The sequence below is a fragment of the Pantoea trifolii genome (genome assembly GCF_024506435.1).
Classification (GTDB): Bacteria; Pseudomonadota; Gammaproteobacteria; order Enterobacterales; family Enterobacteriaceae; genus Pantoea; species Pantoea trifolii.
Genome location: NZ_JANIET010000001.1, coordinates 3381220 through 3395740, shown reverse-complemented (window position 1 = coordinate 3395740; position 14521 = coordinate 3381220). Strand labels below are relative to the sequence as shown.

Annotated in this window: 11 protein-coding genes; 10 read left to right on the top strand and 1 reads right to left on the bottom strand. The window is 55.7% G+C overall.

The window, feature by feature from the left end:
- The first annotated feature begins 57 nt into the window (after positions 1-57).
- From NQH49_RS15705 to NQH49_RS15685, 5 genes are all read left to right on the top strand, one after another.
- Entirely contained in the window at positions 58-1509 is a 1452-nt protein-coding gene (locus tag NQH49_RS15705; RefSeq protein ID WP_256697322.1) for a TolC family outer membrane protein, read from the top strand.
- A complete protein-coding gene (locus NQH49_RS15700; protein ID WP_256697321.1) occupies positions 1506-3677 on the top strand; it encodes a type I secretion system permease/ATPase in 2172 nt (723 codons plus the stop codon). Before NQH49_RS15705 ends, NQH49_RS15700 begins: the two co-directional genes overlap by 4 nt.
- Positions 3674-4900 (top strand): HlyD family type I secretion periplasmic adaptor subunit, encoded by a 1227-nt coding sequence (locus NQH49_RS15695; protein WP_256697320.1) that lies wholly within the window; start codon positions 3674-3676, stop codon positions 4898-4900. Before NQH49_RS15700 ends, NQH49_RS15695 begins: the two co-directional genes overlap by 4 nt.
- Positions 4901-5046: 146 nt before the next feature.
- Positions 5047-5967, top strand: coding sequence for an agmatinase (speB, locus tag NQH49_RS15690; protein WP_256697319.1), 921 nt, complete (start codon positions 5047-5049; stop codon positions 5965-5967).
- Positions 5968-6021: 54 nt separating this feature from the next.
- Complete coding sequence (locus NQH49_RS15685; protein ID WP_256697318.1) at positions 6022-6426, top strand: YidB family protein; 405 nt, start codon at positions 6022-6024, stop codon at positions 6424-6426.
- Between the two features lie 160 nt (positions 6427-6586).
- Here NQH49_RS15685 and loiP read toward each other — a convergent pair whose 3' ends face one another.
- Positions 6587-7339, bottom strand: a complete 753-nt coding sequence (loiP, locus tag NQH49_RS15680) for a metalloprotease LoiP (protein ID WP_008107309.1) — start codon at positions 7337-7339, stop codon at positions 6587-6589.
- A 273-nt stretch (positions 7340-7612) separates the two neighbouring features.
- On the opposite strand from loiP, the gene tkt reads away from it, so the two are divergent.
- From tkt to mscS, 5 genes are all read left to right on the top strand, one after another.
- Complete coding sequence (gene tkt / locus NQH49_RS15675) at positions 7613-9604, top strand: transketolase (protein ID WP_256697316.1); 1992 nt, start codon at positions 7613-7615, stop codon at positions 9602-9604.
- A gap of 340 nt (positions 9605-9944) precedes the next feature.
- Entirely contained in the window at positions 9945-10964 is a 1020-nt protein-coding gene (gene epd / locus NQH49_RS15670) for an erythrose-4-phosphate dehydrogenase (RefSeq protein ID WP_256697315.1), read from the top strand.
- 51 nt (positions 10965-11015) lie between these two features.
- The gene (gene pgk, locus NQH49_RS15665; RefSeq protein WP_256697314.1) at positions 11016-12179 is read left to right on the top strand and encodes a phosphoglycerate kinase; all 1164 of its coding nucleotides are present in this window, start codon (positions 11016-11018) and stop codon (positions 12177-12179) included.
- A 104-nt stretch (positions 12180-12283) separates the two neighbouring features.
- Positions 12284-13363 carry a class II fructose-bisphosphate aldolase gene (gene fbaA / locus NQH49_RS15660; RefSeq protein WP_256697312.1) on the top strand — a complete coding sequence of 360 codons (1080 nt, stop codon included), beginning with the start codon at positions 12284-12286 and terminating at the stop codon, positions 13361-13363.
- 188 nt (positions 13364-13551) lie between these two features.
- Positions 13552-14427: a small-conductance mechanosensitive channel MscS gene (gene mscS / locus NQH49_RS15655; protein ID WP_256697311.1), complete on the top strand. Its 876-nt coding sequence runs from the start codon at positions 13552-13554 to the stop codon at positions 14425-14427.
- Positions 14428-14521 lie beyond the last annotated feature (94 nt).

Here is a 14521-nt window from a genome sequence, read left to right as displayed (position 1 = left end):
GATGCAGTGAGGGCACAGGGATGTGCCCCTTTCTCTTTATTGACTGGTGGACTATCGATGGAACTGATGCACTCAGGCGCAACTTTTCGCCGTTCGTTTAAGCTCGGCGTTCTCTGTGCGGGCATGGCTTTACTTTACAGTTCTCAACTTTTAGCGGCCAGTGAGGCGTTAACCCGCGCGGGGCAAATCACCTCAGCAGGTTTAGCGCAACAGCAAGAACTGCCTTCATTAACCGGTGAGGTGGCGGAACCCGCCCTCGCTAATGTCCCCGATTTTCTGACCATCAACCAGGCGGTGCAGCGCGCCATTCAGTGGCATCCCGATATCGCGCAGGCGGTAGGGAAAATGCTGGAGCAGGCCAATCAGGTTGATGTGGCGAAAGCCAAATATTATCCGCAAATCAGCGCGGGCATGAACAACGGCTACAGCAACGCTTACAGCGAAAAGGGTTTCAGCCCGTCGTTTGTGCTGTCGGTTTCACAGATGCTGTATGACTTTGGCAAGGTCAGCAGTTCAGTACGATCCGCCGAAGCGGGCGTGGCGCAGGAGCAGGCCAACGTGCTGGTGAGCATTGATACTGTGGCGCACGATACCGCCGCAGCGCTGGTGGAAGTGCAGGGTTATCAGCAACTGGTGATCATTGCGCAACAGCAGCTCACGGCGCTGAGCAAGATTGGCGATCTGGCGCGCCAGCGTAATGAAGAGGGCGCGGCATCGCTTTCGGATGCCACGCAAACCGATGCGCGTATCGAAGGTGCGCGAACCACCTTAACGCAGTATCAAGCCAACCTCGACCGCTGGCGCGCCACGCTGGCGACCTATCTTGGCTGGCCGCTGGTGAAAAAAGTCAGCGACGATTTCCCCACCAAACTCACCCAATCCTGTCAGGTGGCGAAAGCCGATGACAAGCTCAATCCGTCGGTGCTGGCCGCCTGGGCGCAGGCTAATCAGGCACAGGCCAAACTCGATAATGCTAACGCGCAAAACATGCCGACCATCTCGCTGGAACCGCAGGTGACGCATTATCTCAACAATCACTACTCCGGCAGCGAAACGCTGGATCGCACGCAATATTCGGCATTTGTGAAAGTGGAAATGCCGCTTTATCAGGGCGGCGGCATCACCGCCAGCCGTGACGCAGCCGCCAATGCGCTGCAGGCGGCCAATGCCGCGGTTAACTCGGCGCGGCTTAAAGCGCGTCAGCAGCTGAGCGAGTCGCAAAACGAATCGCAAAGCCTGTCGCTCAGCCTGGCGATCATGGGACGGCAACAGGCGCTGGGCGAGAAAACCCAGTCGCTCTATCAGGATCAGTATCTGCAACTCGGCACGCGTCCGCTGCTGGATGTACTCAACGCCGAGCAGGAAGTGTTCCAGACCCGTTTTACACTCCAGCAAACCATCAGCCAGTTGCGCTCACTGCAGCTCGATTGCCTCTACAGCACCGGGCATATGCGGTCAGCGTTTGCCTTGAATAATCAGCGGATCCAGTCCGTGGAGATCCAGCCATGACGCAATTACAGATCCCCGACGCGCCCGACAGCGCGTCCGGGGGAAACGTGCCCTTACACGGATGGGCCACCGCGATCATCCTGATTGCCACCCATTATCGCTTGCCCTGTTCGCCGGGTATGATCATGGCTGCTGCCGAATGGCAGGGCAAACAGTCGCGCGATAAAGCATTGCGCCATCTGGCGCGCCAGGCCGGTTTATCGTTGCAGCTGTATGAAGAGAACAAGTGGGAGATCACCAGCTGGCGCTTGCCGCTGGCGATCGAACTGGCCGACGGTCAGGTGGGCGTGATCACCCAGTTTGATGGCAATGATGAAGTGCGGGTGCATTTCGCGGGTGATGAACAGCCCGCGCCGATTGCGCTGGAAACCTTGCTGCCGGAAATCCGTTTTGCCGCCGCGCTGCGTCCGGTTACCGCAGCCAAAGACAGCCGCGTCGATCGCTATCTCGCCACGGTGAAACCGGATTGGCTGCGCCGTCTGGTGCTGCACGATCTGCGGCCGTACGGCTACGTGATGCTCGGATCCTTCCTGATCAACTTGCTGGCGCTGGTCGGCATTATCTTCTCGATGCAGGTGTACGATCGGGTGATTCCGGCGCAGTCCTATCCCACGCTCTACGTGCTGTATATTGGCGTGATCATCTCGGTGGTGTTCACTTACATCCTGCGCGTCGGGCGCGATCACGTGACCGATCTGCTGGGCAAGCGCGCCGATATGCGCGTCTCCGATCGGGTATTTGGTCACGCGCTGCGGCTGCGAAACAGCGCGGTGCCGCGTTCGACCGGCACCTTTATCTCGCAGCTGCGCGAGCTGGAAGCGATCCGCGAAATGGTCACCTCAACCACAGTGACCGCGATTGTCGATATGCCGTTCTTCCTGCTGTTCATGCTGGTGATGGCGATTATCGCGCCGCAGCTGGCGTGGATTGCGCCGGTGGCGGTGCTGCTGATGATCTTGCCGGGCGTACTGAGCCAGAAAAAGCTTTCGAAGCTGGCGCAGCAAAACCTGAAAGAGTCGACGCTGCGTAATGCGGTGCTGGTGGAGAGCGTGCAAGGGTTGGAGGATATCAAGCTGATGCAGGCGGAAGATCGCTTCCTGCAACAGTGGAACAGCTACATTCGCATTACCGCGCAATCCGGCGTGGAGATGCGCAAAGTGATGCACTCGTTGATTACCTGGGGCGTCACCGTGCAGGGCTTGGTGTATGCCAGCGTGATTGTGATCGGTGCGCCGATGGTGATCAACGGCGACATCACCACCGGTGCGATTGTGGCGGCGTCGCTGCTCTCTTCACGCATGATTGCGCCGATGGCCACGCTGTGCGGCGTGCTGGCGCGCTGGCAACAGGTGAAAGCGGCGAAAGGCAGCCTTGATGCGCTGATGAATTTGCCGGTGGAAAACAGCAAAGATGAAACGCGCATTCACACGCCGGTGCTGTTTGGTCACTACCAATTCACTGACGCAATGTTCCGTTACTACACCGATTCGCTGAACATCGCGCTGCGCATTAAAAGCCTGACCATCAAACCGGGCGAGCGCATCGCGGTGCTGGGACGTAACGGATCGGGCAAATCAACCTTGCTGCAGGCGATGATCGGCGGCATCGATTTGGTCGGCGGTGAACTGCGGCTGGACAACCTCAGCCTGCCGCACATAGATGTAGCGGATGTGCGACGCAACGTGGGCCTGCTGACGCAAAACGCGCGCTTGTTCCACGGCACGCTGCGAGAAAATCTCACCATGGGCGCGGCGCACGCCACTGATGATGCCATCTTCGGCGCACTCACCGTCAGCGGCGGCGCGGATTTCATTCGTCGTCTGCCGCTCGGCCTTGATCATCCGATCATGGAAGGCGGCGTCGGGCTTTCTGGTGGTCAGCGTCAGTCGCTGCTATTGGCGCGCATGCTGCTGCGCGATCCCAACATTATTCTGCTGGATGAGCCGACGGCGGCGCTTGACGATCATACCGAGAAAGAGTTTATCGAACGGCTCGGACAGTGGCTCAACGGCCGCACCTTGATCGTGGCGACGCACCGTGCGGCGATCCTCGCGTTGGTGGATCGTGTGCTGGTGTTGAAAGAGGGACAACTGGTGATGGATAGCCCGAAAGAGAACGCCTTGCCGGCACCGCGTGCGAACGGCATTCCGCCGGAGGCGCAATCATGATCAAACAATTACCGGCAAGACTGCGTTTAGTCACGGCGGCAGAAGTGGATTCCTCCGACGATCTGCTGGGTGAACTGCGATCCGAAACCCATTACACCGGCGCGGTGCGACTGATCGTCATCAGCACCGCACTGATCCTCGTTACGGTGATTTGGGCATGGTTTGGCGTGCTGGATGAAGTCTCAACCGGTACCGGTAAAGTGATCCCCAGTTCGCGCGATCAGGTGCTGCAATCGCTGGAAGGCGGCATTCTCACCGAGCTGTATGTGCATGAAGGCGATCAGGTACAGGCCGGGCAAGTGGTGGCACGTCTGGATGCCACGCGATCGGAATCTAACGTCGGGGAAAGTGCGGCGCGCTATCGTGCGGCATTGGCTGCCGCCTCGCGCCTCAATGCGGAAGTGAACGATCAGCCGCTGAGTTTCCCGGCGGAGCTGAATAAGTTTCCCGATCTGATCGCCTCAGAAACGCGGCTGTACAAAACCCGCCGCGCGCAGCTGACTGATGCCACCGCGCAGTTTAAAGAGTCGCTAGCGCTGGCCAACCGCGAGCTGGCCATCACGCAGCGCCTGGCGAAAACCGGCGCCGCCAGTAGCGTGGAAGTGCTGCGTTTGCAGCGCGATAAATCGGATCTGGAGCTGAAACTCACCGATATGCGTTCGCAATATTACGTGCAGGCGCGCGAGGAGCTGGCGAAAGCCAATGCCGAAGCCGACAGCATGGCGCAAGTTGTGAGAGGACGCGAAGACACGGTGACGCGATTAACCATCCGTTCGCCGATGCGCGGCATCGTGAAAAACATCAAAGTCTCGACCGTGGGCGGCGTGGTGCCACCGAATGGCGAGCTGATGAACATCGTGCCAATGAACGATCGGCTGCTGATTGAGGCACGCCTGTCACCGCGCGATATCGCCTTTATTCATCCCGGCCAGCGGGCGGTAGTGAAGATCTCAGCTTATGACTACGCCATTTATGGCGGCCTGAACGGCGTGGTGGAGAGCATCTCGCCGGATACCATTCAGGATGAGGTGAAGCCGGAAATTTACTACTACCGCGTGTTTATCCGCACCGATAACGACTATGTGCAGAATAAAGCCGGTAAGCGCTTCTCCATCAGTCCCGGCATGGTTTCTACCGTGGATATTAAGACCGGTGAGAAGACGGTGATGGATTATCTGATCAAGCCGTTTAATAAGGGGAAGGAGGCGATGCGGGAGCGGTGATTGATGCTGTCCGATTGCAGGGCGCTAAAATCTCCGCGATAATCGCGCCAATCAATCCCTTCCTCGTCGGGCCTAACGACGCGGAGGGGATTTTTTATTTATCTCCTAAACTGGTGAAACGATTACCGCCTTAATGAGGACGAATTATGTATAACACCCTGGGCAATCAGTACGATAACTCCCTGGTTTCTAACGCCTTCGGTTTCATGCGCTTCCCGCTGAACTTCCAGCCATACGAGAGTGACGCTGAGTGGGTGATCACCGGTGTTCCTTTCGATGCCGCAACCTCAGGCCGTCCGGGCAGTCGTTTAGGGCCGGGCGCGATTCGTCAGATCTCAACCAACCTGGCGTGGGAAGGCTGCCGCTGGCCGTGGGACTTCGATCTGCGTCAGCGTCTGAACGTGGTGGACTGCGGCGATTTGGTTTATGCCTTCGGCGATTCACAGGATCTCTCTGACAAACTGCAGGCGCATGCCGAGAAACTGCTGGCAAACGGTAAGCGTATGCTGACTTTTGGCGGTGACCACTACGTTACGTTGCCGCTGCTGCGCGCGCACGCTAAGCACTTCGGCAAAATGGCGCTGGTGCATTTCGACGCGCATACCGATACCTATTCCAATGGCCCAACCTTCGATCACGGCACCATGTTCTTCACCGCGCCGAAAGAGGGTTTGATCGATCCGCAACACTCTGTGCAGATCGGCATTCGTACCGAATTCGATAAGAGCCTCGGCTTCAACGTGCTGGATGCCGCGCAGGTCAATGACCGCAGCGTTGATGACATTCTGGCGGAAGTGAAGCGCACCGTTGGCGATCTGCCGGTGTATCTGACCTTCGATATCGACTGCCTCGATCCGGCACATGCACCGGGCACCGGTACGCCAGTGATTGGTGGCCTGAGCAGCGATAAAGCCACCAAGCTGATTCGCGGTTTGCAGGGCATGAACATCGTCGGCATGGATCTGGTAGAAGTTGCGCCGGGTTACGATCACGCCGATCTAACCTCGCTGGCAGCAGCCACACTGGCGCTGGACATGCTGCACGTGCAGGCGGCAAATAAAGGTTAATCCATTTGCTTGCGGCTACACTTACTGGCGGTTAATTAATCTGCGGAGGCGACTATGGGTTTACTGGACGATTTAGTGGGATCGCTGGGAAACAGCAACGGAAGCGGGCAGGGCAACCAGATGCAACAGCTGATGGCTATCTGGAACTGGGTGCAGGAACAGGGCGGCGTTGAGGTGCTGCTGCAGAAGTTTCAGCAGGGCGGACTCGGGCAGGTGCTGAATAGCTGGCTTGGCAGCGGCAGTAACATGTCGATTGATGGCGGCGAGATTCAAAACGCGCTTGGCAATGATCAGCTGCAGTCGCTGGCGGATAAGCTCGGCACCGATGTACATGGTGCGTCCGGTACGCTGGCTGCCTTATTGCCGCAGGTGATTGATAAGCTATCGCCGCAGGGCCACATTAAGACGTCGAATACCCAGGATTTGGGTGCGATGGTGGATGGATTGTTTAAGCGTTGATTATTGCTTGCTTGATCTTTGCTTGCTGTCCCCCATCCCGGCCTTCCCCCGTTAACGGGGGAAGGAGATGTTGCTATATGCAGCCTCTGAGCCTACATATTGCAGCATCTTCCTCCCCCATTGATGGGGGAGGATCGAGGAGGGGGACAGCCAGCACAATTCACTTCCCAGCGGCAATGCGCTCACGAATATGCTGGGCGCGCGCTTCCGAATCCGGGTGCGAATCAAACATCGAACTCTGGCGTCCCTGTTCCAGCTTCGCCAGCTTCTCAAAGCTGGTCGCTAATCCCATCGGATCAATGCCACGCTTTTTCATCAGATCAAACGAGTAATCGTCAGCCTGTGTTTCCTGGGTTTGTGAGAACTGTGCATTTACCAGTTTTTCGCCCATTTCACCCAATTGCGATTGTGACAGCGAGCCAATCACGCCGCCGACGGAAGCCGCAGCGGTGCGCGTTGCAGTGGTCGTCAGCGCCACCTGCATCGCTTTACGCGTATGGCCCAGTGCGACGTGGCCCATCTCATGGCCGAGCACACCTTCGACTTCGTTGTCGGTCATCATGTCCATCAAACCGCTGTAGACACGGATACAACCGTTGGCCATCGCCCAGGCGTTGACGTCTTTGGTTTGATACACCTTGTAGTTGGCAGGCACGCCGTTGATGTTATCGCCGAGCGCCGCGGCGATTTTGTTCAGGCGCTGCTGATATTCACTGTTGGCGGGTGCAACCTGATTGTCTTTATCCATCTGCGCACAAGATTGATCGCTTAACTCTTTCACTTGCGCATCGTTCAGCGCGTAGGCCTGATAAGCCTGCGCACCAGATTGCAGCAGCGCGTTGTTATCAAATCCTTCGCAGCCGCTCAGCAACGAAGCCATTCCCAGAGCAACAATGGTAGCTCTCATTTTCATATCGGCATCCTTTGGGTAACAAGGTAAATAAAACAAACACCTGAAACCGTCACAGGTGTTTAAACGATTTGGTTATAGCTCGCATGTTGTGCAATGGCTAGCAGACAAGGCCGGAAATGCAAACGGTTACCCGTGATTTAGCATCCAGATGCATGTACTTTTGTCCTGATTTTCATGTACATTGATGTGCGACTTTTTTCTCGCTTCGCCTTATAACTGATTAATTACAATAAGTTAAGCGTGGCGGAGCATTAATCCGACCTGGAGTAGAAGATGCCCTCTCGTAAAGAGCTTGCCAACGCCATTCGCGCGTTAAGTATGGATGCAGTACAAAAAGCCAATTCGGGACATCCGGGTGCCCCGATGGGCATGGCGGACATCGCCGAAGTACTGTGGCGTGACTTCCTGAACCATAACCCTACTAACCCGCTGTGGGCAGATCGCGACCGCTTTGTGCTGTCGAACGGTCACGGCTCAATGCTGATTTACAGCCTGCTGCACCTCACTGGCTACAATCTGCCAATGAGCGAGCTGCAGAACTTCCGTCAGCTGCACTCTAAAACTCCAGGCCACCCGGAATACGGTTACACCGCAGGCGTTGAAACCACTACCGGCCCGCTGGGTCAGGGCATTGCGAACGCAGTGGGTTTTGCCATTGCCGAGCGCACGCTGGCGGCGCAGTTCAACCGCCCGGGTCATGACATCGTAGACCATAACACCTACGTGTTTATGGGCGACGGCTGCATGATGGAAGGCATCTCACACGAAGTCTGCTCTATCGCCGGCACCCTGAAGCTGGGCAAACTGGTTGCCTTCTATGATGACAACGGCATCTCCATCGACGGTCACGTTGACGGCTGGTTCACCGACGACACCGCTAAACGCTTTGAAGCCTACGGCTGGCACGTGGTGCGCGGCGTGGACGGTCACGATGCCGACGCGATTAAGAAAGCGGTTGAAGAGGCCAAAGCGGTTTCCGACAAGCCTTCGCTGCTGATGTGCAAAACCGTGATTGGCTTCGGTTCGCCGAACAAAGCCGGTACGCACGACTCGCACGGCGCGCCGCTGGGTGCCGACGAAATCGCGCTGACCCGTAAGCAGCTGGGCTGGAACCACGGTCCGTTTGAAATCCCTTCAGACATCTACGCGCAGTGGGATGCCAGAGAAGCCGGCCAGGCGAAAGAGTCCGCGTGGGACCAGAAGTTTGCTGCCTATGCCGCTGCACATCCGGAGCTGGCTGCGGAGTTCAAACGTCGCGTAAACAACGAGCTGCCAGCTAACTGGGCCACTGAGTCGCAGAAGTTCATCGAGCAGCTGCAGGCCAATCCGGCGAAAATCGCCAGCCGTAAAGCCTCGCAGAACGCCATCGAAGCCTTCGGTAAAATCCTGCCGGAATATCTGGGCGGCTCCGCTGACCTGGCGCCAAGCAACCTCACCATGTGGTCCGGTTCTAAGCCAATCAATGAAGACGCGGCGGGCAACTACATCCATTACGGCGTGCGCGAGTTCGGTATGACCGCCATCGCCAACGGCCTCGCGCTGCACGGCGGCTTCCTGCCGTACACTGCGACCTTCCTGATGTTCGTCGAGTACGCGCGCAACGCCGCACGTATGGCCGCGCTGATGAAAATCCGTCAGATCATGGTCTACACCCACGACTCGATTGGTCTGGGCGAAGATGGCCCGACGCACCAGCCGGTTGAGCAGATGGCCAGCCTGCGCGTGACGCCAAACATGAGCCTGTGGCGCCCGTGCGACCAGGTTGAGTCAGCGGTGGCGTGGAAATATGCCATTGAACGTGTTGACGGCCCGTCGGCGCTGATCTTCTCGCGTCAGAACCTGGCGCAGCAGGATCGCAGCGCTGAGCAGCTGGCGAACGTGGCGCGTGGTGGTTACGTGCTGAAGGACAGTGAAGGCACACCAGAGCTGATCCTGATCGCTACCGGTTCAGAAGTGGAGCTGGCAGTGGCTGCTTATGAGCAGCTGACGGCGGAAGGACGCAAGGTGCGCGTGGTTTCTATGCCATCCACCGACGCCTTCGACAAGCAGGACGCGGCGTACCGTGAATCCGTGCTGCCGAAAGCAGTTGCCGCACGCGTGGCGATTGAAGCGGGTATCGCGGATTACTGGTTCAAATACACCGGCCTGAACGGGGCGATCGTCGGCATGACCACCTTCGGTGAGTCAGCGCCTGCGGATCAGCTGTTCAAAGAGTTTGGTTTCACCGTTGAGAACGTGGTTAAAACGGCGAAATCGATTCTGTGATTTGAGGTCGCCATAAATGGCGACCCTACACAGCGGGTATAAAGGGCGTCCCAGCTGGGGCGCCCTTATTGATTCACCACCTCCAACCTGAAACGGTTCAATTATTCCTGTAGTAATAATTCCGCAGTGCAAAAATTGTGACGTAGATCCAATATTCCGCCACTCACTTGATCGCAATCATTCCCGTTATTCCTCTCTTGCATTACTCTAGCTGAACCGTTTCAGTCGCCAGCGAAAACGTGCATCTTGCCGGTGAGAGCAGGCAATAATTCCCTGTACAAAACGGTGTGAAACGCTCAGGCTAATCGGCACGTTTTTTCGGGTGTTGTTGAAGGTAGAAATGACCGTTCGCGTAGCAATAAATGGTTTTGGTCGTATCGGGCGTAACGTGTTGCGCGCTCTGTATGAAACCGGTCGCCGGGCTGAGATCACCGTGGTCGCCATTAACGAGCTGGCCGATGCCGCCGGGATGGCGCATCTGCTGAAGTACGACACCAGCCACGGCCGTTTTGCCTTTGATGTGCGCCAGGAGCGCGATCAGCTGTTTGTTGGCGACGACACCATTCGCATCCTGCATCAGGCGGAAATCGATGTGTTGCCGTGGCGCGAACTGAATGTGGATATCGTGCTGGATTGCACCGGCGTGTACGGCAGCCGCGCTGATGGCGAAGCCCATCTGGCAGCAGGTGCGAAGAAAGTGTTGTTCTCGCATCCGGGCGGTAACGATCTCGATGCTACTGTCGTATTCGGTGTTAACGAACAAGCTCTTAAACAAACTGACCGCATTGTCTCCAACGCATCCTGTACCACCAACTGCATTATTCCGGTGATCAAGTTGCTGGATGACGCCTTTGGCATTGAGTCGGGCACCGTGACTACCATTCACTCGGCGATGCACGATCAGCAGGTGATTGACGCCTACCACAGCGATCTGCGTCGTACCCGCGCCGCCAGCCAATCGATCATTCCGGTAGATACGCGTCTTGCTGCTGGCATTACCCGTATTTTTCCGAAATTTAACGATCGCTTTGAGGCGATTGCGGTGCGCGTGCCCACCATCAACGTGACAGCCATTGATTTGAGCGTCTCGGTGCGCGAAGCGGTGAAGGCCTGCGAGGTTAATGCCTTGTTGCGAAATGCGTCAGAAGGGGCGTTTCGTGGTATAGTTGACTATACGGAATTACCGTTAGTCTCAGTAGATTTTAACCATGATCCGCACAGTGCCATAGTCGATGGCACGCAAACGCGGGTCAGTGGTCATCACCTTATCAAAACGCTGGTTTGGTGTGACAACGAATGGGGCTTTGCTAACCGCATGATCGACACCACGTTAGCAATGGCCGCAAGCGGTTTCAGGTAAGACGCGGACTGCGTCTGGCAAAACTTATGAGAATCAACGAGAGGGTTCACCATGTCTGTAATTAAGATGACCGATCTGGATCTTGCTGGTAAACGCGTTCTGATCCGTGCCGATCTCAACGTGCCAGTGAAAGAAGGGAAAGTGACGTCAGATGCACGTATTCGTGCTTCTCTGCCTACCATCGAAGCGGCGTTGAAACAGGGCGCGAAAGTGATGGTTACCTCTCACCTGGGTCGTCCGACCGAAGGTGAATACAACGAAGAGTTCTCCCTGCTGCCGGTTGTTAACTACCTGAAAGACAAACTGAACGGCACCAACGTTACCCTGGCAAAAGATTACCTCGACGGCGTTGAAGTCGGCGCGGGCGAATTGGTTGTGCTGGAAAACGTGCGCTTTAACAAAGGCGAGAAAAAAGACGAAGAAGGCCTGTCGAAGAAATATGCCGCGCTGTGCGACGTGTTTGTGATGGATGCGTTTGGTACTGCGCACCGCGCACAGGCTTCTACCCACGGCGTAGGCAAGTTCGCACCAATCGCGTGTGCCGGTCCGCTGCTGTCAGCTGAGCTGGAAGCGCTGGGCAAAGTGATGAGCAATCCAGAGCGTCCATTAGTTGCTGTGGTTGGTGGTTCTAAAGTGTCGACCAAGTTTGATGTGCTGCAGTCGCTGGTGAAAATTGCTGACACCGTGATTGTGGGCGGCGGTATCGCGAATACCTTCGTGGCTATCGACAACAACGTCGGCAAATCACTTTTTGAGCCAGACTTCGTTGAAGCAGCGAAAAAGCTGCGTGACGAGCATGGCATCCCGGTTCCTACCGATTCTCGCGTAGGCACGGAATTCTCTGAAACTGCTCCGGCTACCGTGAAAAAGGTTTCCGAAGTAGCGGATAACGAAGAGATTATGGACTTCGGTGACGAAACCGCTCAGGCAATGGCCGCGATTCTGAAAGGCGCGAAAACCATTCTGTGGAACGGCCCGGTTGGCGTGTTCGAGTTTCCGAACTTCCGTAAAGGCACCGAAATCGTGGCGAATGCTATCGCCGATAGCGATGCGTTCTCAGTGGCAGGTGGCGGCGATACGCTGGCTGCAATCGACCTGTTCGGTATCGAAGATAAGATCTCTTATATCTCTACCGGCGGCGGCGCATTCCTCGAGTTCGTGGAAGGCAAAAAACTGCCAGCAGTTGCTATGCTGGAAGAGCGCGCCAAGCAGTAACTCTTTGGGGGCGGCGCTTTGGCGTCGCCTGAAGGCTAGCCCTGTATGGGGCAATCAAATCGCAATCCCTTCGGGGATGAACGGTAACGAAACGGGACACAAACATGTCTAAAATTTTTGATTTCGTAAAACCCGGCGTTGTCACTGGTGACGACGTTCAGAAAATTTTCCAGGTAGCGAAAGAGAACAAATTCGCTCTGCCAGCAGTTAACTGCGTCGGCACGGACTCTATCAACGCGGTATTGGAAGCTGCGGCCAAAGTGAAAGCGCCGGTCATCGTTCAGTTCTCCAATGGTGGTGCTGCCTTCATCGCCGGTAAAGGTTTCAAAACCGACAAACCTCAGGGCGCGGCAATCTTCGGCGCTATCGCGGGTGCATACCATGTGCATCTGATGGCTGAACAGTACGGCGTGCCAGTTATCCTGCACACCGATCACTGCGCCAAGAAACTGCTGCCGTGGATCGACGGTCTGTTGGACGCGGGTGAAGAGCACTTCAAGAAAACCGGTAAGCCGCTATTCTCTTCTCACATGATTGACCTGTCTGAAGAGTCACTGGAAGAGAACATCGAGATCTCTGCTAAGTATCTGGCGCGCATGGCCAAGCTGGATATGACGTTGGAAATCGAACTGGGTTGCACCGGTGGCGAAGAAGACGGCGTGGACAACAGCCACATGGACGCTTCTGCTCTGTACACTCAGCCAGAAGACGTTGATTACGCTTATACCGAGCTGAGTAAAATCAGCCCACGTTTCACCATCGCGGCTTCATTCGGCAACGTGCATGGCGTGTACAAGCCAGGCAACGTGAAACTGACTCCAACCATCCTGCGTGATTCTCAGGAATACGTGGCCAAGAAACACAATCTGCCGCACAACGCGCTAGACTTCGTGTTCCATGGTGGTTCAGGTTCTTCTGCTGCAGAAATCGAAGAGTCTATCGGCTACGGCGTGATCAAGATGAACATCGATACCGACACCCAATGGGCAACATGGGACGGTATTCTGCAGTACTACAAAAAGAACGAAGACTATCTGCAAGCGCAGTTGGGTAACCCGACTGGCGTGGATAGCCCGAATAAGAAATACTACGACCCACGCGTGTGGCTGCGTTCTGCTCAGGCTTCAATGGTTGTTCGCCTGGAGCAGGCTTTCAAAGAGCTTAACGCTGTCGACGTACTGTAATTTTTCCTTACAATAGCAAAAAGGCCCGCAAGGGCCTTTTTTTATGCGTCTCGTCCGGAAAATCCCACGAATTCAGGCCATTTTTGGCGCTTCGCCCTATTTTTGTTTACCCTTGTAATCGGAATGCCGGAGTCAATCTGGCAGTTTTTGGCAATTTCCTGCGGGAAACTCAACAACAGGGCTAACAAATGGAAGACTTAAACGTCGTCGACGGCATTAATAGTGCGGGTGGATGGCTGGTACGTAATCAGGCGCTGATCCTGAGCTATGCGGTCAATATTGTGGCGGCGATTGTTACCATCATCATTGGTATGTTCATTGCCCGCATCGTCTCCAATGCAATTAATCGCGTTCTGCTGGCGCGTCACATTGATGCGACAGTGGCAGATTTCCTCTCTGCAATGGTGCGCTACGGAATTATCGCTTTCACCGTCATCGCTGCACTGGGACGCGTTGGGGTGCAAACCGCTTCCGTGATTGCCGTGCTGGGTGCTGCCGGTTTGGCGGTGGGTTTGGCGCTGCAAGGCTCGCTATCCAACCTGGCTGCAGGCGTATTGCTGGTGACCTTCCGCCCGTTCAAAACCGGTGAGTTTGTTGATCTCGGTGGCGTGATGGGCACGGTACAAAACGTGCAGATCTTTTCCACCACCTTGAAAACGGCTGATGGCAAAATTGTCGTGGTACCAAACGGTAAAATCATCGCGGGTAATATCATTAACTATTCGCGCGAACCGATCCGTCGCAACGAATTCATTATTGGCGTCGCTTACGATGCGGATGTTGATCAGGTAATTGCACTTTTCCGTGAAGTGGTTGAAGCGGATGAGCGCGTACTAAAAGATTTGGGTATCCAGATTGGCCTGAATGAACTGGCTGCGTCATCGCTCAACTTTGTGGTGCGTTGCTGGAGCAAAAGCAGCGACCTGCAAAACGTCTATTGGGATCTGATGAAGAACTTCAAACGTACGCTGGACGCGAACGGCATCGGCATTCCTTATCCGCAGATGGATGTGCATCTGCATCAGGTGAAGAGCGAGCAACAGCAACCTGCGCGCACTGAGTAAATAAGAAAGGCACCTGCGGGTGCCTTTTTTATTACTTATTCTAATGGCCGATTAAATATTTCAATTTCCTCTAATATCCTCGCGTCACTATACT

Bases quoted from the DNA above. Each gene is read 5' to 3' on its own strand.
- loiP (WP_008107309.1), bottom strand. From the start codon at position 7,339: ATGAAAATGAGAGCTACCATTGTTGCTCTGGGAATGGCTTCGTTGCTG.
- NQH49_RS15700 (WP_256697321.1), top strand. From the start codon at position 1,506: ATGACGCAATTACAGATCCCCGACGCGCCCGACAGCGCGTCCGGGGGA.
- pgk (WP_256697314.1), top strand. From the start codon at position 11,016: ATGTCTGTAATTAAGATGACCGATCTGGATCTTGCTGGTAAACGCGTT.
- speB (WP_256697319.1), top strand. From the start codon at position 5,047: ATGTATAACACCCTGGGCAATCAGTACGATAACTCCCTGGTTTCTAAC.
- NQH49_RS15705 (WP_256697322.1), top strand. From the start codon at position 58: ATGGAACTGATGCACTCAGGCGCAACTTTTCGCCGTTCGTTTAAGCTC.
- fbaA (WP_256697312.1), top strand. From the start codon at position 12,284: ATGTCTAAAATTTTTGATTTCGTAAAACCCGGCGTTGTCACTGGTGAC.
- mscS (WP_256697311.1), top strand. From the start codon at position 13,552: ATGGAAGACTTAAACGTCGTCGACGGCATTAATAGTGCGGGTGGATGG.
- epd (WP_256697315.1), top strand. From the start codon at position 9,945: ATGACCGTTCGCGTAGCAATAAATGGTTTTGGTCGTATCGGGCGTAAC.
- tkt (WP_256697316.1), top strand. From the start codon at position 7,613: ATGCCCTCTCGTAAAGAGCTTGCCAACGCCATTCGCGCGTTAAGTATG.
- NQH49_RS15685 (WP_256697318.1), top strand. From the start codon at position 6,022: ATGGGTTTACTGGACGATTTAGTGGGATCGCTGGGAAACAGCAACGGA.
- NQH49_RS15695 (WP_256697320.1), top strand. From the start codon at position 3,674: ATGATCAAACAATTACCGGCAAGACTGCGTTTAGTCACGGCGGCAGAA.